At 43.1% G+C, this 24,905-nt stretch carries 10 protein-coding genes and 1 other RNA gene; 3 read left to right on the top strand and 8 right to left on the bottom strand.

All coding sequences use genetic code 11. From position 1 onward, the window contains the following. Position 1: 1 nt before the first annotated feature. The 4 genes from ATE34_RS00670 to ATE34_RS00655 form a co-directional block, all read right to left on the bottom strand. Positions 2-1,159: a THUMP domain-containing class I SAM-dependent RNA methyltransferase gene (locus ATE34_RS00670; RefSeq protein ID WP_000662903.1), complete on the bottom strand. Its 1,158-nt coding sequence runs from the start codon at positions 1,157-1,159 to the stop codon at positions 2-4. An 83-nt stretch (positions 1,160-1,242) separates the two neighbouring features. Then, positions 1,243-1,624: RNase P RNA component class B (gene rnpB, locus ATE34_RS00665), an RNA gene on the bottom strand. A gap of 23 nt (positions 1,625-1,647) precedes the next feature. Then, complete coding sequence (gpsB, locus tag ATE34_RS00660; protein ID WP_000146528.1) at positions 1,648-1,974, bottom strand: cell division regulator GpsB; 327 nt, start codon at positions 1,972-1,974, stop codon at positions 1,648-1,650. A 69-nt stretch (positions 1,975-2,043) separates the two neighbouring features. Then, a complete protein-coding gene (locus ATE34_RS00655) occupies positions 2,044-2,571 on the bottom strand; it encodes an SLOG family protein (protein WP_084910653.1) in 528 nt (175 codons plus the stop codon). A gap of 66 nt (positions 2,572-2,637) precedes the next feature. Here ATE34_RS00655 and recU point away from each other — a divergent pair, with 66 nt between their 5' ends. Both recU and pbp1a read left to right on the top strand, forming a co-directional pair. Beyond that, a complete protein-coding gene (gene recU / locus ATE34_RS00650; RefSeq protein ID WP_000248754.1) occupies positions 2,638-3,234 on the top strand; it encodes a Holliday junction resolvase RecU in 597 nt (198 codons plus the stop codon). Then, the gene (gene pbp1a, locus ATE34_RS00645; protein WP_001041851.1) at positions 3,231-5,405 is read left to right on the top strand and encodes a penicillin-binding protein PBP1A; all 2,175 of its coding nucleotides are present in this window, start codon (positions 3,231-3,233) and stop codon (positions 5,403-5,405) included. The genes recU and pbp1a overlap by 4 nt, the downstream gene beginning before the upstream one ends. A 167-nt stretch (positions 5,406-5,572) precedes the next feature. Here the strand turns inward: pbp1a and ATE34_RS00640 are convergent, their stop codons facing one another. From ATE34_RS00640 to ATE34_RS00630, 3 genes are all read right to left on the bottom strand, one after another. Further along, on the bottom strand, positions 5,573-13,822 hold the full coding sequence (locus ATE34_RS00640; protein ID WP_084910651.1) for an SIALI-17 repeat-containing surface protein: 8,250 nt from the start codon (positions 13,820-13,822) through the stop codon (positions 5,573-5,575). Between the two features lie 140 nt (positions 13,823-13,962). Continuing rightward, positions 13,963-20,430, bottom strand: coding sequence for a SpGH101 family endo-alpha-N-acetylgalactosaminidase (locus ATE34_RS00635; RefSeq protein ID WP_000360686.1), 6,468 nt, complete (start codon positions 20,428-20,430; stop codon positions 13,963-13,965). A 269-nt stretch (positions 20,431-20,699) separates the two neighbouring features. Next, a complete protein-coding gene (locus ATE34_RS00630) occupies positions 20,700-22,682 on the bottom strand; it encodes a peptide ABC transporter substrate-binding protein (protein ID WP_000842598.1) in 1,983 nt (660 codons plus the stop codon). Positions 22,683-22,931: 249 nt separating this feature from the next. Here ATE34_RS00630 and rfbD point away from each other — a divergent pair, with 249 nt between their 5' ends. After that, on the top strand, positions 22,932-23,786 hold the full coding sequence (gene rfbD / locus ATE34_RS00625; RefSeq protein WP_084852694.1) for a dTDP-4-dehydrorhamnose reductase: 855 nt from the start codon (positions 22,932-22,934) through the stop codon (positions 23,784-23,786). Between the two features lie 60 nt (positions 23,787-23,846). On the opposite strand, the gene rfbB is transcribed toward rfbD, so the two are convergent. Further along, positions 23,847-24,893 (bottom strand): dTDP-glucose 4,6-dehydratase, encoded by a 1,047-nt coding sequence (gene rfbB, locus ATE34_RS00620; protein ID WP_084910649.1) that lies wholly within the window; start codon positions 24,891-24,893, stop codon positions 23,847-23,849. Positions 24,894-24,905 lie beyond the last annotated feature (12 nt).

Genomic DNA, 24,905 nt, shown 5'->3' with positions numbered 1-24,905 from the left:
TCTATTTTACCTCTTGGCGTTTCACACGCTGACCAAAGTATTGATACAAATCTACTTTTAAGGTCCCGTTATAGAGTTTTCGCTTTTTATCCGCTGGACTTCCGTACTTACTTTCAAAAGCTTCATCACTCGTCAGGATAAACTTACTCCAGGTTTTCAGTGGTGCAAAGACCTGTCCCATCTCAGCATAAAGTTTCGTAACTCCTGCATCATCGGACAAACGCTCCCCATATGGTGGATTGGAAATGATAACGCCATTGATCTTGTCAGTGCGCAAATCTTGTACCCGCATTTGTTTAAAGGTGATATCTCCTGCAACACCTGCTGCTTGGGCATTTGCCTTGGCAATTTCTACCATACGAGCATCAATATCACAGCCCATGATATCCAGTTCTATCTCACAATTAATTTTCTTAGCAGCATCAGTACGGACCTCTTGGATTAACCGATTGCTGACCCAGTTCCATTCCTCAAAAGCAAAGGAACAGCGAAGGCCTGGTGCCATCTTTCTGGCAATCATAGCCGCCTCGATACAGAAAGTTCCTGAACCACAGGTCGGATCAATCAAGGGCTTGTCTGGATACCAGTTAGATAGTTGTAAAATGGCCGCTGCCATATTTTCCTTGATTGGCGCTCCACCCTTTTCCGTACGATAACCTCGTTTAAAAAGGCTAGAACCTGTCGTGTCAATCATGACAGTTGCCACATCTTTCAGAATAGATACCTCAATCTTAAACTCAGGACCAGTTTCCATCAAGGGAATTCCTTCTGGGCGGGCATAGTGTTTTTGTAATTTCTTCACGACAGCTTTCTTAGAAATAGCCTGAACACTGGGCTCGTTATGAAGTTTAGACTTAACACATTTGGCCTTTGAAATCGGGAAACGTGCTCCTAACGGGAGATAGTTTTCCCAATCTAGAGCAAAAACGCCTTGAAAAAGCTCTTCAAAAGTCTTAGCTGGAAAACTTCCGACTACAATCTTGATGCGATCCGCTGCGCGAAGCCAAAGATTGGTCTCAATGATTGCCTTCACATCTCCTTGGAAGCGGACACGCCCATTTTCAACCTGACAATCATAACCAAGATCTCGCACCTCACGTCCAACGACAGCCTCAAGACCCGCCGCAGCAGTTGCGATTAAATTAAATTGTTCTTTCATTTCTAGTCTTGCAAGACCTTTCTCTTGTTCACTTTAAAAAATGAGGTTGAGAAAGATTTCTCAGCCCCAACCTATATGCAATTTTCTATAAGCCATGTTTTGTTCCAGAAGTGACTAGGACCACTTCCTTCGATAATCATCTGTCTACCGCTAACAGCATGAAGCTGCCAGCAGTCAGAGTACTACGTTCGTTTCCGTGCACTCCATGCCCCGACCAAAATTTGGGTTGCTAGCTTGAGGGGTTTACCGCGTTCCACTCTCTCCGTTTCCAGAAAGACTCCGTCACTGTGGCACTTTCAAGCCTATTCTGACCTATCCGAAGACTTAGCCATTTCGACTGCCGTAACGATCACTCGTCCCTAGGCTTATGGATTCGCCTAGCACAAACACTACAGGCATCACAGCCTGTGCTAGCATGGACTTTCCTCATGAAAAGAGAACCTCTTCACGCGATTATCCAAAAATTGCACTCATTCCTTAGTCAATTATCAATCTTGGTTGTCTAAGATTTGCTTACCAAATACTTCTTTTTCGAGACGATTTAAGCGTTTCAAAATATCAAAGTTTGTCATTGAAGTAGAAGCTGTTACTTCAATAGAGTCTGGTTGAGTTGGAGCCACCTGTGGTTTACGAGATAATTCTTCCTTCAAATCGGCAATCTCTTGACGAAGGGATTTGACCAAAGCTGCGTAGGTTTCATAATCCTTAATCACATCATCGAGGAATTCATCTACCTCTGCTTTGCTGTATCCACGTACTTCACGTCCAAATTCTTGTTCAAAAATATCTTTCGCTGAAAATATAATACTTGCCATGTCTCTCTCCATTCTGGGTTACTAGTATTATTATATAAAAAAAGACAAGTAAAAATCAAGGTCAAAGGGTTACTTTTCAGAAAAATTTTCTGCTAGTTCATTCAAGTCCTCAAATGTTAATTGCCTTGTAACATAGTCCGCTTGATTTTTCATCATTTGGTAAAAATATTGTAACTTAGTTTTGTTTTCTTCATCATAAAAAAGATAGCAAATATCTGTGTTCTCCAGTAAAAATTTCTGATAATCACGTAGTTGTCCCTTGTGTTCATATTGTGGATAGGCATATTTAACAAAATCAACTTGCTTGAATTCGCTCAACTTCACTTGATTGGCTTCATTCCAGTTACTACCATGGGTTTCAAAATCAAAAATGGTCGCCAGCTGAAATCCATAGTCTATTTTCATGTCTTTCGCCACCTGAAGTACCCCGTACTCAAAGCCCAGAGCCCCAGTAAAGACAAGCCAGGTCACCCCTTCCTCTGCTAGACGCTCCAGGTCTCTCCGAATAGCTGTTTTGATAATATCAACGCGAATATCCTTGTCATTAAAGAGACCAAGGTCGAAGGCAGAATAACCTGAAATCAAGGCTGTTGTCATTTTTAACCCTTTCTTTGTAAATTTATGATATAATAGAGTGATGTTATTGTACCAATAAGGAGAATTATGGTCAACTATCCACATAAAATTTCATCACAGAAGAGACTAGCTCCCCCGTCACAAACTAAAAATTTCGCAAATCGGGGAATGTCTTTTGAAAAGATGATTAATGCTACGAACGATTATTACTTGTCGCATGGGTTAGCAGTGATTCACAAGAAACCGACTCCCATCCAAATCGTACGTGTCGATTATCCCCAACGAAGTCGAGCCAAGATCGTTGAAGCCTACTTCAGACAAGCTTCAACCACAGACTATTCAGGGGTTTATGATGGATATTACATCGACTTTGAAGCAAAGGAAACTAGGCAAAAACATGCGATTCCGATGAAGAATTTCCATCACCATCAGATTCAGCATATGGAACAGGTCCTTGCCCAGCGAGGAATCTGCTTTGTCCTTCTTCACTTTGCTTCTCAGCAAGAAACTTATTTATTGCCGGCTGTTGACCTGATTCGTTTCTATCATCAAGATAAGGGACAAAAGTCAATGCCACTTGGATATATTCGAGAAAATGGATACAGGATTGAGCTGGGTGCCTTTCCCCAGATTCCCTATCTCGATATTATCAAAGAACATTTACTAGGTGGTAAAACAAGATGAACAAACAAACTATCCTGCGAATAGCTAAATATATCAGTATCTGCTTCTTAACTGTATTTATCGCAGCTATTATGCTGGGCGGAGGTCTCTTTCTCTACTATGTTAGCAATGCTCCAGCCCTATCTGAAAGTAAACTGGTCGCTACAACGTCCAGCAAAATTTATGACAATAACGATGAACTCATCGCTGATCTTGGATCAGAACGTCGAGTCAATGCGCAAGCAAACGAAATACCGACCGATTTGGTCAACGCTATTGTTTCGATTGAAGACCATCGCTTCTTTAATCACCGAGGAATCGATACTATCCGTATCCTAGGTGCTACCCTACGAAATCTTCGTGGTGGCGGAGGCCTTCAAGGAGCTTCAACTTTGACGCAGCAGTTGATCAAGTTAACCTATTTCTCTACGTCAACTTCTGACCAAACCCTTTCTCGTAAGGCTCAGGAAGCATGGCTCGCCGTCCAGCTAGAACAAAAAGCGACTAAACAAGAAATCTTGACCTACTACATCAACAAGGTTTACATGTCAAACGGGAACTACGGAATGCAAACGGCTGCTCAAAGTTACTATGGCAAAGACCTCAAAGATTTGAGTATCCCTCAATTGGCCCTCCTTGCCGGAATGCCTCAGGCTCCAAACCAGTATGATCCATACTCGCATCCGGAAGCCGCCCAAGAACGCCGTAATCTCGTCCTCTCTGAGATGAAGGGGCAAGGTTACATTACAGCCGAACAATACGAAAAAGCGATTAATACTCCGATTACAGATGGACTTCAAAGCCTAAAATCAGCTAACAGTTATCCTCCATACATGGATAATTACCTCAAAGAGGTGATTGACCAAGTTGAACAGGAAACAGGTTACAACCTTTTAACTACGGGTATGGAAGTCTACACAAACGTTGATTCTAAGGTCCAACAACGTCTCTGGGATATTTACAATACGGACGAGTATGTCAACTATCCAGATGATGAGTTACAGGTGGCCTCTACTATCGTTGATGTCACAAACGGGAAAGTCATTGCCCAATTAGGTGCTCGCCACCAATCAAGTAACGTTTCCTTTGGAATAAACCAGGCTGTAGAAACTAACCGTGACTGGGGTTCTACCATGAAGCCTATTACAGACTATGCTCCTGCTTTGGAATACGGCGTTTATGATTCAACTGCTTCGATTGTTCACGATAGTCCTTATAATTACCCCGGAACCTCTACCCCTGTCTATGACTGGGATAAGAGTTACTTTGGAAACATAACACTCCAGTATGCTCTCCAGCAATCACGGAATGTACCGGCTGTAGAAACGCTAGAGAAAGTAGGGCTCGATCGTGCCAAGACGTTTCTAAATGGACTCGGTATTGACTACCCAAGCATACACTATGCTAATGCTATTTCAAGTAATACAACCGAATCTGACAAAAAGTATGGAGCAAGCAGCGAGAAGATGGCTGCGGCTTATGCTGCTTTTGCCAATGGCGGTATCTACCGCAAACCTATGTATATCAATAAGATTGTCTTTAGTGATGGCAGTTCAAAAGAATTCTCTGATTCTGGTACACGTGCTATGAAAGAAACGACAGCCTATATGATGACAGATATGATGAAAACCGTTTTGGCATACGGAACTGGTCGAGGAGCCTACCTCCCTTGGCTACCACAAGCTGGTAAAACTGGTACGTCAAACTATACAGATGATGAGATTGAAAACTACATTAAAAATACGGGTTATGTAGCTCCGGACGAAATGTTCGTTGGCTATACTCGTAAATATTCAATGGCCGTTTGGACTGGTTACTCGAACCGCCTTACTCCTATCGTTGGTGATGGCTTCTATGTTGCTGCTAAGGTTTACCGTTCGATGATAACTTATCTATCTGAAGATGATCATCCTGGTGACTGGACTATGCCAGAAGGACTCTACAGAGGTGGAGAATTTGTCTTTAAAAATGGTGCTCGTTCTACATGGACTACACCTGCTCCACAGCAAGCCCCAACACCTGAAAGTTCTAGCTCAACATCTGAGAGCTCGACTTCTCAGTCAAGCTCAACTACTCCAAGCACAAATACAAGCACAAATAATAGTACGACTACCAATCCTAACAATAATACGCAACAATCAAATACAACCCCTGGCCAACAAAACCAGAATCCGCAACCAGCACAACCATAACATTTATTACCCAGAGTATTCTGGGTGATTTTTTCATAGCAGTATCGTATTTATATGATTAGCAAAAGCCTGAGAAGAAATCTTCTCAGGCTTTCTGCGTACTATAAACCTCATTGGAAAAGATGAGAAACTGATTTTGTAATCTTGTTAAGAGGTTTTGTTGAATACTAGTCTTTCTTTGTTTTTGCTACAAAGAGAGCGGATAGGGCTAGGCTAACACCTGCTAGGAAGAGGGCCGAATCAGATTGACTCTCACCAGTTGCTGGCAAGATTTGTTCAGCTGTTTCTGGTCTAGCTATTTCTTGCTTATAATCTGGCGTCTTACCTTGATCGGAAGCTAAAGAGCTAAGTTTAAACTCAGGTTTCTCTACAGTTGGAGCGGCTTGATCGCCTACTGTCGATAATGGTCCTGTGTACTCTGGAAGCTCATGTACCAAGGCTTCAGCTGCATTGACACCACCCTTAAACTCAGGCTTCTCTACTGTCGGAGCGGGTTGGTCGCCTACTGTTGCTACTGGGTCCGTGTACTCTGGAAGCTCATGTACCAAGGCTTGAACTGCATTGACACCGCCCTTGAACTCAGGTTTCTCTACAGTTGGAGCGGCTTGGTCTCCGGCTGTTCCAAGTGGGCCTGTGTATTCTGGTACCTCATGCACTGCCGCTTCAACCGCATTCACACCACCTGTGAATTCAGGAACCTCAAGAACGGGTGCTGGCTCTTCACCCTTACTTGATTGAACCGGTTCTTCTGTTAATTCTTGATAGAAGCTCGCCAATTCATAAAACTCGGCCTTGCCACCTTCCCAGGCTAATTTGACGTCTAGAAGAGAGCCACCATTTCGGATAGCGAAGGTTTGGAGACTAGATGTAATGGCACCAAGGTCTGTCCAGCTGTCTTGACCATCCTTGAGTGTTCTAGCAAGAATGCGTGCTTTCGCTCCTTCAGGAAGACTAGAGACAAGACGAAGATGGTTGGCATTAGTTGGCTCAGACAAGTGATACACCAATTCGCCCTTGTCTTTTTCAGACTTGTAGCTGGTCAAGACTTTGCCGTCTACAAGATTATTATAAAGGTTGCCTTGGCTTTCTCCACTACTTCCTTCTACTGTTGGATCATTGTTTGGTTTGACAAATTCACCATCGTTGATGACCAATTCTGTAAAACCTACAAAACGGGCATCATAGTCTGCCGTATAGAGGACACGGAGATAGTTAGCTTTGACTGGTGTCGTCAATTCACCTTCGATGTAGCGATTTCCTGGCATCTTAGAATCATGTGTCCAACCATCTGTCAATGAATCATCGTGTTGGCTATTGGCCACACCATCTCCTACTGTCACGACATCTGTCCAAGTTTTACCATCTTGGCTGACTTGAATCTTACCATCACGAAGATAGTTTTGAGTTCCGTCTTGGATGTAAGCTCTAATCTTCTTGATGGTACGTTCGCTACCAAGTTTCAAGGTTACGTGACCATCTTTATGGGCGTAGTCTGAAAACTCAACGAAGTTGTTGTAAACACCGTCAAATAGTTGATCTAGGTTGTTCAGTTTACGAACATCATTGCTTCCGTATGTTGGGTGAATTCCCATAGTTGTAGATTCTAGTTTGGTCGGTTGCACTTCTTTGGTTGTCACAAGGAAAGAAGTGGCTGTCACAGCTTGTTCCTGATCTGTTTTATTGACCAGACGCACATAACGAACCAAGTGGGTTGCGACAGTTCTGTCTGTCAACTGGCTAGCCGGCGTCCATTCTTGCGCATTTGCAGAGTACTCAAGGCTAAGAGCTGGATTGACTTGGCCTTGGTGCTGGATGCTCTTGATCTGATGGATACGGTCAAGCTTCATACCTAGATAGCTATGAGCAGGGAGTTTGGTTCCAGCTGGAATTTGAAGCTCGTAACTGCCTAAGCTATCCACTACCGGCGTTTCCTTCAATGATTCCACGTTGGTGTCTGTTAACTCACTATTTCCAGAGCGTGTCTCAACAGAGAAGTTCTGGATACGCCACCAGAGGTCGAGAGCCTTGGTATTGCGGACTCGGATGTAACGAGCATTGATCGCTCTGGTCACTTCCTTGGTTTGCTCTCCTGATAGGCGATCCAACTCTTGCCATGCAGTTCCATCTGTAGAGTACTCAAGTACACCTGCAGCAAGCTTATCACCCGTTCCTTGGCGAAGGCGAACTTTAGTGACTGACTTGACTTCACCGAGGTCAAGTTGTGCCCAAGCATCTACTGGAGTGGTATTGCTACCGTCAGCGTTTGCCATCATGGCTTCTGTATTGTCCTTGCCATCAGTGATTTGACGGGCTGAGGTATTTAGTTTGTAAACTAAGTTTGAGCTTAGACTAACTGTCGTTGCTTGTTGGCTACGAGCTTTTTCAACTGGACGGTTAACTGCAATTTCCTGAACTGCAAACCAGGTGTTCTCGCGATTCTCTGTCGCAATCATGCGAACTGCCTTAGCCTTGATATTGAGATTTTCAAACTTAAGAAGGGATTCATTTCCGACATAACTTGGCTCTTTCAAGGTTACCCAATTGTCATTTTCATCTTGATACTGCACTTCTGCCTTACTAAAGGTATCACGTGGATTTGCCTGCGTTCCCATTGCAAAGGTCAAGGTTTGGATTGATACCGGCTTGTTGAATTTCATACCGATATAATCACCTGTCTTGATACTGTTTGGTGATTTAATAATCGCATGGGTTGCCAAGTCGCCATCCGTCACTTCTGCCAAACCACCTTCTACACCTGTTCGATTGGTGATAAAGGTGCTGATGATTTGGTCTGGATGCAAGACTTTTTGAACTTCAGACGCTAGAACTTCTTTCAAGGATAGGATAAATGGACGAATATGTTGAACACCCAATTCAGCTTTTTCCATATGGTCTACATAATGGAAAGTGTGAGTTTGAGACTGTTCGTACAATTTCAAACCTTTATAGTAGCTATCCCAAAGTTTGGCTGCATCGTTTGTAGCCATGGCTTCAGTTCCTGTAAGGAAGGCATCGAGAGCATTCATTTGATCGATTGCATTATCCAACCAATAATGGATTTGGGCGACCATTTTTTTATCGCCTGATGCTTTATAGAGTTCGGCTGCTTCTTTAATCTTGGCAAATTCTGCACGCAAGGCTGTACGTTCGGCAGTCACATCCTTACCTGCTTTGAGCTTGGTCATGAAGTCTGTCAATTTTGGAGCCAATTCAACTGATTCTTCCAGTTTGACGACACGATTATCCATGTTTTGATTGATCATGTGCTTACCAAGTTCGCGGAAGGCTGCTGATACCTTGCTATCTTCAAAATGACCATTTTCTACAAAGTTGAAGGCAATGTCATTGATTTTCTTAGCTTCTTCTTCTGATTTCCACTGTTTCCACGAGTATTGAGCTCCTGAAAAGAGGGCAATCTTAGATGGTTCAGACTGTTGCATTGGGTTCAACATGATACCAGATAGCAAGCTTGGATCTACATTTGGATGAAGGAATTTCTCACCACCACCTAGAATCAAGTGTTGTTTAGAGTTATCTGTTACAGGCCAGTTAATCCAAAGTGAAACTGGGCGATAAGTCTTGCCACCTGCGGATAGATTGTTCTTGAGAGTTGAAAGGAAGCTTTCAGAGACTTCACCCCAAATCTTACCACCCGTCAAGGTCATAGATGTTGAACTTGGGAGATTTTCATTGAGGGATTTCAACTCATCCTCACGTCCATTACCCCAATACTGGCCAGGAACAAAGATCATTTCTTTACGAAGACCGCTGTAAGTTCCCTGCATTTCAGTCAACCACTTGGTCATATCTTGCATCAAGCGGTTGTAGCTATTGTAGCCTCCGACTGGGCTTGGAGCATCATCTGCAAGGATACCAAATTCGCGGACACCCACTTTCATCAACTGGGTAAATTTAGCCTTGATGGTTGCCAAATCTTCTTGGTAATGCGCTTCATTGCCAAAGCGGATGCGGTTGTTCATGAATGGATGGATAGTCCAGACATAGCGAGTTTTACTTTGATTTCCGACACGAGCAAGTTCACGGATTTCAGCTAGTTTTTCTTCTGGATAGAGTTCACGCCATTTCTTGTTGTGGTATGGATCATCTTTTGGTGCAAAGAAGTATTGGTTCAATTTCAAATCGCCGCCGTAACGCATGAGCTCTGCACGATCGGCATTCGACCATGGATTTCCATAGTAACCTTCTATGAAACCACGGTTCTTGAGCTCTGCGTAATCTTCTACTGTCACATTGCGAAGGACTGGCACTTGGCTTTCCTTGAGCATGTGTTTCAAGGTTGTCAAACCATAGAAGACCGCATCTGTATCTTTTCCGACGATGGAAATCGAGTTATCCTTGATGCTCAAGACATAGGCGTCAATCTTGTCAAAGAGACCTGCTGAAACATTGGACAAGTTTTGCTCTGCTTGTGAACCTTGTCCGTGCACTCCAAGATAGATATTGGTTGCACCAGCGATTGCTGCCTTACCAGTTGTATAAGATACTTGATTGTCCTGCAAGACACTCTTCAAGCGATTGCGAGTATAGATATCGAGTTGATCGCCCATGACCAGATTGACTTGCTTGCGAAGGGCTGTAACACCTTCGCCATAGGTTACTTTTTGTGGAGTTGGGAAGACCTTGTACTCTTTCTTGAGATAGTCTGCGCTCTTGCTGGCAGCCACAATGCTGTCTTCGCTAGCTGGTTTACTTGCAGTGAATTGAGCTGCCAATTCAACTGTTCCATCACCAGTTTGGTCTACATTTGGTTTTTCAGGTGTAGTTGGTTTTTCTGGTTGACTTGGTGCAGGCGTTTCTTGCTCTTCTTTCACAGGTTTTAATAGATGAACTTCAGCTGCACTTGCAAAACCACCAACGCCTTCCAATACTTTCAACTCAATCTTATTGGTATCTACCGCCGCAAAGTTGACTGTTTTTTCTTGGGCGTTGTTGTCCCAGTTTCCTTCTGAAACCTTGACCATTTGGCCATCTTTTTGTGCGTAGATTTCGTAGCGCGTCACAACACCATTTCCACCACCTGGGCGTGGGAGATAAGTCAAGCCATTGACTTTTTCTGCTTCTTTCAAGGTCATAGTAAGAGTGTATGGCGCAGTGTCACCAGTCCATTTAGTATGCCAGAAGGTATTTGGATCATTGTCAAAGGCCTTTTCAACAGCGCCTTCAGTCGCGCTTCCTGGAAGTTGCTGACTGCTTGCGGTTGCTGTAATCTTATCATTTGAAATCAAACGAGGATTTACAAATGGTTTGTCTGACAACTCTGCATTATGCAAGATTCCTTTGAAACCACCGATGCTTTCAAGCGGTAGTACCAAGCTATTGTGGGCAAAGCGAGGGTGGGCTGGATTTGCAATACGCTCAATCTTTTCACCATCCACATAGACTTCGGTTGATTGTGGTTTGGTCACGATAGAGATTTGATAACGTTTGTTCTTTTCAAGTTTTTTATTGAATTGAATATGGAACTGTTCAAATTGATAAGCAAGATAACCATCTTTATCAGCTAGATAGATACGATTGTCCCCACTTGTTGAGAAGGTTTGTTCCCCGTCTCCAGTGACAGTTACATCAAACTTCAAGACGTGACTTGGACCAACATCACCAGCCAAGCCTTCGATACTGCTATCTTTCTCAAAAGCCAATCCCTGTTCGCTTGCCTTCACTTTCTTACTTGCATAGTTCTTGACTGTTTCAGAATTGATGGTAAACAAGTCGCTTTGATCAATCTCTTTATCAGGATTTGACTGTGGCGCATAAGGGCTCGTTGGTAGGGTGCGTTCTGCAAAGGTCGCAGCTGCACGGTCAGATCCCCAGGTGCGTTCTGCAGTGGTTTGCATGCTCTTGAAGAAGCGTTTGAAGATATCATAAGAGGTCAAACCTGTCTCATGAAGGTCGATATTATCATTCCAAACTGCGTGACCACCACCAAGGATACTTGGATGAGAAGCTGGTAGAAGTGGACCTCCACCTGTTCTAAAATCATTTGGTGTCCAGCTATTGTACTGACGTTCGTAGTTAGCATAGTCCCCGTAGGCTGCTTGACTATTGCTTCCACTTGGCACACTATAGGTCGGTACATCCGTGATATTGATAATCTTAGCTCCCTGAGCAATGGCTTCATTTGGTCGTTGCCATCCGATGCTCCAGATATCAACTTCTACTCCGTTCCAATCAACAGGGGTGTTCCCTCGTTTCGCACTGAGCGAACCCCAGATACGAGGGGTATAGCCTTTTCCTTTAATGTATTTGATAAGGTCATTGACATAGCGACGATAACTTTCTCTGCTGCCATAGTATTCATCCGTTCCGATATGAACAGTGGATACCCCATGAAGTGGTGCATCTGGACCATCGAGGAGTTTGTCATAAACTGATTTGACAAAAGCTAGCGTTTCATCGTATTTATTATCTAGGTCGAGCATGGCTACGCGTTCTACGTTATGTTTACCTCTGTAATCGCTCAGACTACCTTGATACATGAGATCTGGACGGACTTTGACAAATGATAAAGCATGACCTGGCGTGTCAATTTCTGGAACTAGGTTGATATGCAAGGCCTTAGCAAGTTTAATCAGATTTTGCATTTCTTCCTTGGTATAATGCTCGTCTGATGTCAGTTTTTGTCCATTCTTACCGACAATGTCTGTCTCCACACGGAAACCTGTCTTAGCATGTTCTAGAACATACTTAAGCTCTTCTTCTTGTGTTAGATTCTTACCTGCCAAGTGTTCCTTTAGGAAGATATAGTTATCGTTGAGGTGCAACTGCAAGTCATTCATCTTGTAGTAAGCCATGTTGAGCATGATGTCTACAAGGGTGTCATAAGGGATAAATTTACGACCTGTATCTAGCATAAAGCCACGGTGACTGAAGCTTGGGAAATCACGAATTTCGCCATTTTGGAGGTTACTTTCTCCCATTTGAAGAAGAGTACGAGTGGCGTAGAAGGCTCCTGTGTTTGTGGCAGCTTCGATGGTAATCACATCATTTTGGATAGTGATGCCATACCCTTCTTTACCATAACCCTTGTTTTCAACCTTTTTAAATTCGATTCGTTTTTGAGCTTGCTTGTCACCTGTTGCTAGTTCCAATCCACGGCTGGCAAGGTCTGACTGGTAGAAGGTTGCTGCCTGATCAAATCCTGAATCTCCTGTCGCAAGGACTGTATCTGAAGTGATAGAAGATTGGCCTTCTTTCCCATACCATTGTTGAACAGCTGGTGCTACTTTTGGTTTGACACCTACACCCTCGTCCTGATGTAGACCCTTGATGACTACTTCAAATTCCTTAGTGAAAGTATGGCTGTCTTTGATTTGCTGCACCATAACCTTAACGCGTTGGTCTGTCAAAGGCTTATAGATGTGATTTTGAAGGTCAATCACACCTTGCTTGTTGCTTCCTATAAGGCTAACTTTCCCTGGTAAAGTTGGTAGAACAAGCGACTGTCCGTCTTCTGCTACTGTTAGTTCGGTTACTTGGCGGATATCCGTTACCTTACTATGGTCCGGAACGTTTGAATAAGCTCGAATTTCTTGGATTCCAACATTTCTCCAACCCATTGTGCCAGCTTGGTAATCATTGACCTCCAATTTGAGGTACTTAGCTTGGATACTGTCAGCTAGGTCAACTTTCTCGTCTAAAACAGGTTCTCCGGTTTTGGTATGAGCGAGTTTCCATTGTTTTTCTCCGTTAGCGCCCACGTCTTCTTGACCTGCGTAGTAGAGACTCCAAGATTTGATATTGGGATCATTTTGCCCATTACGAAGACGACGATCCCAGTCTATTTCTACATGCTTGATGAGGGTAGTTTTTGGAAGAGTTAATTCGAAGGTTGGTTTTGGTACATCTCTATCTGTTGCCCAACGAGTATTGTCATCTCCATCAATGGCCTTATCTGCAGTAAAGTTTGTCCCAGTCTCATGGTTGCTCACCTGGGCAGTAGCACCCTCGAGATGGTTGACATCTTCTCTATCTTCGATTGTCTTTTCAGCTGGTTTTTCTGCTGGTGTAGTGGTTTCCGCAGGTTGATTGTCTGCCTTTGGTGTTTCAACCGGTTTGGGCGTTTCTGCTGGCTTGGGACTTGCAGGACTTGTCTCTGGTTTTGCCTCTTCACTTGCTGCAGGATTGGTTCCCTCATCAGTCGCTGGAGTTTCTTCATGACTTGTTTCTGTTGTAGCTTCTGCATCCGCCTTTTCAAGCGCAGCGGCTAAATCATCTGGTAACTTATCCAAGGCTTGAACATGAGTAATACTTCCCTCTGTCTCTGAAGGTGTTGCTGTTTCTGCCGCCTGAACCATATTGGCGCCAAAGATACTAGCACCAATCATAACGGAGGCTGCACCGATTGCAAATTTTCTTATACTATAGTGACAGCGTTTCTCAAAAAAATGTCTATCCATCTTTCTCCTATTCCTTTCATCCGCATACATGGGTAAGCGGTATCATTTCTCCTTTGAAAAAGGAGAGAACCAAGAGGTCCTCTCCGGCTGTTTGTTCCTTTTTGATTCGAGTTGCTTTGAACAGCTGAAATCAAATCCCATTAATCTTCTTTACGTTTTGACGCAAGGACCGCAGCAGATAAAGCGATACTCACACTTGCTAAGAAGAGGGCAGCTTCTGAACCATGTTCTCCTGTAGCAGGAAGTTTCTCTTCTTTATCTTCCAGAGTTTGGGTATCAGATACTGGGCTTGGAGTGAGCGGGTACTCAGGTTTTTCAACTGTTGGAGCTGCTTGATCTCCAGCGGTAGCCAATACACCTGTGTAGGCTGGTTTCTCGTTTACCAAGGCTTGAACCGCATTGACGCCGCCCTTAAACTCTGGGGCTTCATTGACAGCTGCTTCAACTGCATTAACCCCACCCTTGAACTCAGGGACTTCATGTACAGCTGCCTCTGCCGCATTAACTCCTCCCTTGAACTCAGGAACTTCATGTACAGCTGCTTCTGCTGCATTGATGCCACCTTTGTATTCTGGAACCTCATGTACAGCTGCTTCTGCTGCATTAACACCGCCCTTAAACTCTGGGACTTCATTGACAGCTGCTTCTGCTGCATTGACGCCGCCTTTGAACTCAGGTACATCAAGAACTGGTGGTTGTTCTTCCCCCTTGCTACTTGTTGGAGCGTCTGGTTTCGTAGCAGAATCTTTTAATTGGTTGAGATAGTCTGCGAAGTAGGCCACCATTCTTTCCGTCAAGAGATGGTTATCCGTCGCATATTTCATGCTCGCCTGAACGCTAGCCACTTCCTCTTGATTGTCCTTGTCTGTTAATTTCTGCGCCTTAGCCAAAGCTGCTTCATAGCCAGACATGTCAAGCGGTGTTTCTGCTACCTGTGGACGGGTAAAGATGAGTTCCGCTGCAGATTGGTATTTATCGCCACCATCTCCGTAAGTCTTGGTACCTGTAAGGACAATTTTCTTAGCCTTGATTGTCTTGCCAAAGTCAATGTCTTTTGGCTTGTTGTTATCTGGCCAATCTGTCACGGTGAAGGTATGTTCTTTACCAGACTCATCTGTGACAACCAGTTTCACATCACGCAAGTTACCATTCGATCCTGAGCCACGTGGAACATAGCGAAGTCCAGTGATTTCAGTTGGTTCTTTCAAGACCATGGTTGCAGGCTTGCCTACATCTCCACCATTCCAAGATGTATGCCATAGACTAGACACATTGCCATCAAAGACATTCTCAATACCTTCACCTGGTTGAGCTGGCGCATCCAAACTTTCAAAGTCTTCTGCTACCAAGGCTGTCTTCTTTTGAACCAAAGCATTCTTCAGAGCTTCAATCTTGGCAATTTCAGCACGCGCTTCTTCCACGCTAATGTCATCATCTGCCTGACTGAGGTTAAAGACCGCCTCTTTCAAAGCATCCATAGACTCTTTCGTGTAGTTGGTCATGGCAACCGTTGGCAAGTAGTTCTTGAGAGCATTTTCTGTCAACATCTTACCTGTTAGCGTAATTTCCTCGATGTGAAGATTGTCCATCATGAAGTCGTTGTAACCACGGAAGTTGGCATTTCCGCCAGAATCTCCACGAGTATTGCTTGCGTTTCCAGTTGAGTAGATACCTACCCAAGTATCGCCTGTTTCTGCACCTGTCACGAGGAAGGTTGCCTTCTTGGCTTTCTTAGAATCCGTCCAAGTATTTGGCAATTCATGCATTTCCAAGTCGCTAGCTTGAGTACCACGACGACCTGACTGGAATTCTCCCTTACCGACTACAAAGGCATAGGTATTGTCAGAGCCTGCTTCGTATTCAAAGGTTACACGGTAAGTCTTACCAGCTTCAAAACGGAAGTTTTGCGGAATAGTTTGGTAAACCAAGTTACGACGGCTCACTAGTCCATTTGTCTTCAATGACCAATTTCCTTCGATAACATCATCGACTTTCTTACCATTCCAACCACGCTGTGTATATGGATCGTGTTTTTCAGACAAGTGAGTGCGGTTGTCTTCGACACCTTCGACACCGCCCACTACAAATGGGAAGATTCCTTGAGCTACATTTTCAAAGTCTTGTTTGAAGGTTCCTTGACCTGTATCATGCTTGTCTCCGTACATGCTTGAATTGTTTTCAAAGGTACGAATTTCATCAAAGTAAGTTGCTTCATCACCAGCTTCACGACTCAATGTCAAAGTAACATTTGATACGTCCGATCCAGTTGTAAAGAAGGCGTACATATTTTGGAAATAACTTGTATCGTCAACTGTAGCATTTTCACGACGATTGTTATGAGCATAAGCTTTGATATAGTTGAGAGCGAGTGACTTATTGGTATAAGTAGTCACTTCTTTTTCGCCAGTATTCACTGTGATACTTGCCTTAGCATTACTACGGTTATCAACACCGACATAAACCGCATACTTGGTATTTGGTTTCAAGCCAGTCAGTTTCTGAGTAAGGCTGACCTTGCTCTTATTGCCTTGGATACGAAGCATTTCATTTGCGCCTTGTGATTTGACAATTTCTGCCTTAGAAGCATCACCAGAAATGGTCCAGTGTTTCAAGGTACCGCTGTTAAATCCCTGGTCATAGATGTGCATGCCTTCGCTCCATGACATTTCAGGATTGGTTTGTTTTGAACGGTAGAGAACGTATGGTTGATTTGCTAGAAGGTCTAGGGTAATCTTGCCATCTTTTACAGTTAGTTCTTGCTCTTCTGTCTTACCTTGGTCAGTTAGCTTGTAAAGGTAAACCTTGCTATTTGCCCAATCGCTTGGAAGTGTCCAAGTTGTTGCACCAGCTTGCGTATTGAAGTAGTACATTTTTTCCTTATCAGTAGGAAGTTTCTTACCATTTGCATCCCAGTTCCAAGGAGTCAAGTAAGCTGAGCCATCTTGGATGACACGTCCATTGAGCGTTACTGTACGTTCGCGATATTGCGGGCTATTGACATCATTTGACTTACGAGTCACAACAACCTTGTTACCTGCTGCATCGACTAGCTCAACCTTCATTTCTGGAGTCCATTTATAGGTGCTACCATTATCGGTCATGGTAACTGGCGTACCATTTTCCCATTTACTTACAGTGAAGTGTTGGAAGTACTTAGTCATGACGTCATGGGCAAATAAGTTGGTTACATAGCCATTGTAATCACTCCGTCCTTGCCATCCTTCAAAATCTTTCATGCTGTAGCCACCTAGAAGTGGGTAATCTGCTGCACCACCATAACTTCTATAGTCCCCTACCCAAGCATCTTTTTGATGGTTGCGGATAAAGCGCGTGATGGCACTGTTGATACCTTTATTGGTGTAGCCACCATAGGTCAAGTCAGCTGCCCAGTGATGGAAGGTAGAGTCGTACTCACCACCATGGCCCCACTCAATCGCAAAGCGCCAGCCTTGTTTGTTGATTTCTTTTGCAAGAACGTGGGTAGCCCAGGCACCGTTATCACCAGATTGACCATTGCCCCAAACGTCCACATAGATAAAGTCGAGACCTTCACCAAGTTTTTTCTTCAAGTCTTCCCAGCGAGCCAAGCGTCCATGTGCTAGGTCATAAGCAGCATCAATGTTGATACCTTGGTCCAGCCAGTTCCAACCATAGCTGTAGCTACCATCTGGATTCTTACGGAGGATTTTTTCATTGAAGTACTTAGACTCAGGATAAGTTTCAGAAGCGTTAACGTGGATACCTAGATGAGCTCCATATTTCTTCGCTTTCGCAATCAAGGTCTTGAAGTCTTCAACACCACCGATACGTTTACCAATATCAGCATAGTTCAAGTGACCAGAGTCATGACCTTCACTACCATATCCTTTAAGGAGAACACCTTGCCCAAGACCATCTGTGTGGAGATTGATCTTCTTGATACCATCCAAGGTCATGAGGAATGGGTTTTGGGCTTGTGAACCAAAGTTCATCGCGATACGATAAGCTGTGATATCCTTAACCTTTTCCCAACCTTGAGGGTTGTTCATGATGCTACGATAAGCAATGGCACCATCTTGCCAGTCGACTTTGTTGTCAGCATTGGCATCTTCGGTGATAACAACCTTGGCACTTGGAAGTTCCTTCGTGTATTCTGGGAAGACAATGCCCTTATATGCCTTTTCCCATTGCCATTCAGAGCTATGAATTCCGACATAGTTGGCATTTCCGACTGTTTCTTTATAGGCTGTCAAACGAGTCCAATCATACGAACCACCACCGTAGCTGTTTTGAGAGTTGCTCCAAACACCTGCAGCAAGCTTATCTGTAGAAACAAATCCATACATGTAACCCTTAGCCAAATCCTTCATTGGATTGGTTACATCGATATGATCATCTCCGCTGACATGGGTATTGTTTGACATGGTTGCCCCGTCAAACTTAGCCCCAGCTTGATCACTCGAAACAGACACTAAAGCATTGCCAAGGAAACTAATGGAAGAAAGCAGTTTTCTTTCATCATCAATCTTTTGACCTGGAGTGACTTGATTGTGGTTGACAATCTTGGTCACATCAAAGTGCAATTGATTGTCCACAACTTGCAAGCGTACTGTCATTTCCGCATTGATAAGATTAGCATCATCGCGAAGCTTCATCAAGTACTCTGCTGTTGTCTCATTGATTTTTTTGTAGGTAACTTCAGGGGTGACTTCGTGTTTGTTGATAAATACTTTATTGAACTGTTGCACCTGTCCTGGCAAAGTATGACCATTCAAACTATATTCTTTAATACGTGGGAAGGCTTGGTCGATTACTGCCTTGAGGACCTTAGACTGAATCGTATCATAAGTCACCTTGCTATCGTCAACAACTGGACCTGTTTCTTTCTGGGCAGGAGTATCATCTGCTTTCACGCCTTCTTGATTGTCTGTTTTAACGCTGACAACTGTACGCTCATTGCCATAGGAACCAGCTTTTAGGACGATTTTCTTCTCATTTTTGAGAGTTTCATTAACAGCTGCTGGCAAAGTGACCGTATCAAAGAGTTTCTCATCATTATTCGTTGCATTGAGTTGTCCATCTGACTTGAGGGTAATTGATAGGCGGTTAATTGATCCTGTCTCAGGCGCCGCTACACGCCCCCCCTTATACCAGGTGCTATCGGTTGGAGATTTATACTCCCAGAACCAGCCATCTTTGTCATAACCAACAAAAACATTGTTCTTGGTATCTTTAAATTTCAAGAAGACACCAAAGCGTGATTTGCCCTTTTCAGAATCATCTTTGAAGGTTAAATCAACCGTCGCATTTCCATTAGCATCAACTGTCAATCCTTGTTTTTCAAACAAGGCTGGTTTATCGCCATTGTCGTTCTGTGCAGTTGAAGACAATTGATTGTAGCGGACACCTTTTTCTTCACGAACCGTAACTGTTCCCTGTTGTTCTTTATTCGCTACTGTTTGCCATTCAGGGGTTACTGTCTTAGGTGTTTCAGGTTTAGCAGCTGCAGGTTTATCCTCTTTTGGTTTTTCTTCAGCCGGTTTTTCTTTCTCTTCCAAGTCTGCTGGTTTCACACTTGAAATCCCCTGCATGTGGTCTTGGATCCATTTTAGTTGAGCTGGTGAGAAGAGAATGCCTCCGCTCCGTTTTCCAACTACACCATTTTGGTGAACACCGACTAGTTTGCCTTCTGTATCAAAGATACCGCCACCACTAGCGCCTGGTTTCCCTCCTTGGTAACCAATCCCTTGGGCACCTTCTCCGTATGGTTCCGCAAAATCAACTGTAGTATTGACAATCGGATTCAATTTCCCTTCTGGATAACCAAAGACATGGAGTTTATCTCCGATTTTCTTAACTACTGGCTTTTTGGTTACTTCAACAGGAGTATTTTCGAGAACTGTACGCAATCTCACTAGGGCCAAATCATTTTTGAAGCCCTTCAGGTAGCCTTCACGATCCCAATGAATGATATCTTTCTTGCTAAACTTGACATCTGGTAATCCTGGATATGAGATGCTATAGATATCTCCATCCCCTTGGTCATTATCCACAACCTTACGGATATTGCCGTCTTGGCTGTCCTTGATAAAGTTATGAGACACCGTCAAGACAAGGTCTTTAGCAACGACAATACCGCTACCTTCTCCTGATGGCGTCTTAATCTTAACAGTCGCGCCGTAGTTTAATTCCCCATTGGTAGTCTTAGCCACATCTTCTGGGACGAGTTTCCCAGTATCTTGGGCCAACTGATCCTTGTCAACTTCGCGCCCATTGTCTTCAGCTTTCTCCAACTTATCTTCTAATTCTTTTGGCAAATTGCTTGGCTTTTCAGACTTTTCTTTTTCTTGAGCCAACAACTCTTCTTCTGTTTGAGGGCCTTCAGTGGTTTCAGCTGAACCAGGATTCTGAGCGGCAGCTTCCTTGTCGAAATCGTGCCCCTCATCACTAGCCTTCTTATCCAAATCAGCCAATTCACTTGGCAAATTATCTGTTGAACCAACCCTTGCTTGATCAGCCAATACTGGGGCAGTCGCAAAGAAAGTCGCTCCAATCATCACCGAAGCTACCCCAAGCGTAAACTTACGAATACTAAACTTACAGCGTTTTTCAAAAAATTGTTTATCCATAAACTCCTTAATCCTTTCACTTAACAGTAAGCGTTTACATTTCTTTTTTTAAAAATACTCCTTTCTTTGAAAGTACCGTGCTTAACTGTCATAAATAAAAAAATAATTATGCTTTTAATATAACAAATAATATCTAAGAAAGCAATAGGAAAAAGGAAAATTCGCAAAAATTTCTCAAGACACCCCAAATTTAAAAGCTCGCTTTAAAGATATAAAAAGGACTTAGCATCCAAGAGGAATACTAAATCCTTTCTCATATCCTGTAAAATTTATTTCACATGGTTTGCGAGGTCTTCTTGAGCCTTCTTATTAGACTCTTCTTTTTCTTTCAACCAGTTTTCTTGAGCTTTTTGGTACTCTTCTGTTGTTACCGCCTTATCTTGTACATCTAGGTATTTATACAAGAGGGCTTCGCTCATACCCTTGTTACCAGAGTATGCAAACGGAAGTGTAAATGGTACCATCTTAGACAACATTGGACGACCAGTTTGAGAAGTTGTTGGGATGAGCAAGGCACTGTCTGTCAACCAAGCTTGGGCAGCAGCATATTTTTCATAACGTTTTGAAACGTCAGTAGTTTCTTCCCCAGCTTCCACAACCATTTTTTCGTAGTCTTCCAAACCAACTTGCTTGGCAGCAGCGTTGTTTGTTCCTGAGTCAAATCCTAGGTAAGTCTTTGTATTTTCCCCTACAGATGGTTTGATAATATCAAGGTAGGTAGAAGGGTCTGCAAAGTCTGGAGACCAACCCACGTTATCTGAGATATCCCAGTCTTCTCCAGCCGCAGTTTCAGCAAAGTAAGTGATGTTCAAGACATCGTCTTTTTGAAGTTGTTGGATATCGACAACCACATTATCAGATCCTAAGTTTTCTTCAACTGACTGTTTAAAAGATTGGACACGTTGAACTTTTGTTGTATTGGTTTGGTCTACAGGCATATCCAAGTGGATTGGGAATTTCACACCTTCCGCTTGAAGAGCTGTCTTAGCTTTAGCAAACTCTGCTTTGGCCTTATCTGGGTTGTAGAGTCCATCTTGAGCATCATCCAAGTTCACGTTGCTCCACTCGTCACCATAAGTCACCAATTTTTCTTTGACCATTTCGCCAAAGTTCTTTCCATCTGCCTGTACAAATGTAGGAGGAACAAACAAGTTACGAAGCAGTTTAGTTGCCCCGCTTGCACCATTTACTTGAGAAGCATAGGCCGTTCTATCGAAACCAAAAGCAAGAGCTTGACGGAAGTCCTTGTTTAGAAGAGCTTTCTTGGTTGATGTTTTTTCTTCATCGGTTGTCTTAGAAGTGTACTTATAAGACTGACGATCGATATTCGTACCGACTAAATAAGTAGTAGAGTCTTGTTGTGTATAAACGATATTGTCTTTAAATGCCTTTTCAGTCTCTGTGTAGCTAGCGCTTGTTGGGAAGAGACGAGCCATTGTAAAGCTACCGTCTTTGAAAGCTTCAGTTGGTTTGTTGGTATCTTGTCCATCCCAGAATGATAATTTAACCTTATCGATATGGACATTGTCCTTATCCCAGTAGTTAGGATTTTTCGCAAATTCGACAGAAGATTTAGCAACAATTGATTTGAGTAAGAACGGACCATTGTAGAGAATACTGCTTGAATCAGTTCCCTTAGCGAAGTCATCCCCTTTAGAGTTCAAGAACTCTTCATTTACTGGAGCCAAAACTCCCATCGTTGTCTTAGAATTCCAGAAGCTTTCTGGCTTGTTCAATGTGTACTGAACTGTATAATCATCAAGTGCCTTGATTCCTACTTGAGAGAAGTCTGTAATTTCTCCTTTCACATAGGCGTCCAATCCTTTGATTGATTCTTGAACTAAATAAAGACCATCAGATTTTTTATCAGCAGCATATTTAAGTCCTGTTACAAAGTCTTGAGCTTTGACTTCTGCGTATTCCTCACCTTCAGAGGTATACCATTTTGCATCCTTACGAAGCGTATATGTGTAAGTCAAGCCGTCCTTAGATACAGACCAATCCTCAGCCATAGATGGTACAAAGTTACCATAGCGGTCATTTTCGAGCAAGCCATCGATAACGTTGCTCGTAATATTTGCTGTAGCTGCCTTACCAGTTGTCAAATAGTTTAGGTTATCAGGATCCGTTTCATAAATGTATGAGAATGTCTTCTCACCTTTAGCACTTGAACTTGATCCAGAGCACGCAGCCAGAGTACCAGCTGCCAATAATGTCACACCCGCAAGGGCAAGTAATTTTGAACTTTTCATCATTTTCTCCTTTAAAATTTACATCCCATTATAGACCCTTTTCAGAAAGTTGTCAACAGAATTTTCAGAATTTTTGAATGATTTTAGCATTTTCTGAAAAAATTTTTTTGATAGATAGCCATAGTATTAAATTCCAATTTGTATAACTTACGATTTCCAAAATACAAACGGTCAAACCAAAGGTAAAAATCAGATTTTTTATCATTTTTTTGCTATGATTAACATAGAAGAAAAGCTGAGGAGGAGACAATGATATTAATTACAGGTGCGAATGGTCAGCTCGGTACCGAACTGCGTTATTTACTAGATGAACGAAATGTGGACTATGTTGCAGTGGATGTGGCCGAAATGGATATCACTAATGCTGAAATGGTTGAGAAAGTCTTTGCTGAGGTCAAGCCAACTCTAGTCTATCATTGTGCAGCCTACACTGCTGTGGATGCGGCTGAAGACGAGGGGAAAGAACTGGATTTTGCCATAAACGTAACTGGAACGGAAAATGTAGCCAAGGCCTCTGAGAAATACGGAGCTACCCTTGTCTATATCTCGACAGACTATGTCTTTGATGGGAAAAAACCCGTTGGACAAGAATGGGAAGTCGGTGATCTACCTGATCCGCAGACAGAGTACGGGCGTACCAAGCGAATGGGTGAAGAACTCGTTGAAAATCTTACGTCACAACATTATATCATCCGTACTGCTTGGGTCTTTGGAAATTATGGCAAAAACTTTGTCTTTACCATGAAAAATCTTGCCAAAACCCATAAAACTCTCACTGTAGTTAACGACCAACACGGTCGCCCAACTTGGACACGTACCTTGGCTGAGTTCATGACCTACTTGACTGAAAATCAAAAAGAATTTGGCTACTACCACTTATCAAATGACTCCACTGAAGATACCACTTGGTATGACTTTGCTGTCGAAATTCTTAAGGACAGTGATGTTGAAGTAGTACCAGTAGACTCCAGCAAGTTCCCTGCTAAGGCTAAACGTCCCCTCAACTCAACCATGAGTTTAGCCAAAGCGAAGGCAACAGGTTTCGTCATTCCAACATGGCAAGATGCCCTCAAAGAATTTTATAAACAAGAAGTAAGAAAATAAAAGATTACGACATACATAAAAAGCAAGAGACTTTGAGTTCTCTTGCTTTTTTGTATGCATTTATTTAATCACTTGTTGTGTCTTAGCATAGTTAGCTTCGACTGCTTCTTTTTCTGATTTCCACCAGTCTTGGTTATCCGTGTACCACTTGATGGTCTCTTTGAGACCTGCTTCAAAGTTGGTGAACTCTGGCTTCCAGCCTAGCTCATCACGAAGTTTGCTGGCATCAATAGCATAACGCAAGTCGTGGCCAGCACGGTCGGTCACATGATCATAAGCGTCAGCTGGCTGTCCCATTTCCTTGAGAATGAGTTCCAGCACTTCTTTATTGTTCTTCTCGCCATCCGCACCAATCAAGTAAGTTTCGCCAATTTGACCCTTTGTCAAAATTGTCCAAACACCTGAAGAATGGTCATTGGTATGGATCCAGTCACGGACATTCTTACCTTCACCATAGAGTTTTGGCTTGATTCCACTCAAGATATTGGTGATTTGGCGCGGAATGAACTTCTCAATATGCTGGTAAGGACCATAGTTGTTTGAACAGTTAGAAATCGTCGCTTTCACACCAAAAGAGCGCACCCATGCTTTGACAATCAAGTCTGAAGCTGCCTTTGTTGATGAGTAAGGCGAGCTTGGATTGTACTTGGTTTCAGCTGTAAACTTCTCACCTGGACCTTCTCCATGACCTGGCAAATCTTCACGCAGAGGCAGATCCCCATAGACTTCGTCAGTCGACACATGGTGGAAACGAAGATCATATTTACGAGCTGCTTCCAATAGAGTGTAGGTCCCGATGAAGTTAGTGTAGATAAAGGGGCTCGGGTCATTGAGCGAGTTGTCATTATGACTTTCTGCCGCATAGTGAACGATCGCATCCGCTTCAGCTGCCAGCTTGTCTACCAAGACTGCATCAGCAATATCTCCAACAACCAACTCAACGCGGTCGCCTAAAATTTCTTCAATATTAGCACGATTACCTGCATAAGTCAGTTTGTCCAGCACTGTAACATGAACATCTGGAAAGTTATTATAAACATAGTGGACAAAGTTAGAACCGATAAAACCAGCTCCACCTGTCACGATGATATTTTTGTATTCAGTCATATTAAATCTTCC

The sequence above is a fragment of the Streptococcus oralis subsp. tigurinus genome (genome assembly GCF_002093545.1).
Classification (GTDB): domain Bacteria; phylum Bacillota; class Bacilli; order Lactobacillales; family Streptococcaceae; genus Streptococcus; species Streptococcus oralis_C.
Note: the sequence above shows the minus strand (reverse complement) of the source record. Positions and strands in the feature narration are given on the sequence as shown.

Bases quoted from the DNA above. Each gene is read 5' to 3' on its own strand.
- recU (WP_000248754.1), top strand. From the start codon at position 2,638: ATGGTCAACTATCCACATAAAATTTCATCACAGAAGAGACTAGCTCCC.
- ATE34_RS00640 (WP_084910651.1), bottom strand. From the start codon at position 13,822: ATGGATAGACATTTTTTTGAGAAACGCTGTCACTATAGTATAAGAAAA.
- ATE34_RS00670 (WP_000662903.1), bottom strand. From the start codon at position 1,159: ATGAAAGAACAATTTAATTTAATCGCAACTGCTGCGGCGGGTCTTGAG.
- ATE34_RS00655 (WP_084910653.1), bottom strand. From the start codon at position 2,571: ATGACAACAGCCTTGATTTCAGGTTATTCTGCCTTCGACCTTGGTCTC.
- rfbD (WP_084852694.1), top strand. From the start codon at position 22,932: ATGATATTAATTACAGGTGCGAATGGTCAGCTCGGTACCGAACTGCGT.
- ATE34_RS00630 (WP_000842598.1), bottom strand. From the start codon at position 22,682: ATGAAAAGTTCAAAATTACTTGCCCTTGCGGGTGTGACATTATTGGCA.
- rfbB (WP_084910649.1), bottom strand. From the start codon at position 24,893: ATGACTGAATACAAAAATATCATCGTGACAGGTGGAGCTGGTTTTATC.
- gpsB (WP_000146528.1), bottom strand. From the start codon at position 1,974: ATGGCAAGTATTATATTTTCAGCGAAAGATATTTTTGAACAAGAATTT.
- ATE34_RS00635 (WP_000360686.1), bottom strand. From the start codon at position 20,430: ATGGATAAACAATTTTTTGAAAAACGCTGTAAGTTTAGTATTCGTAAG.
- pbp1a (WP_001041851.1), top strand. From the start codon at position 3,231: ATGAACAAACAAACTATCCTGCGAATAGCTAAATATATCAGTATCTGC.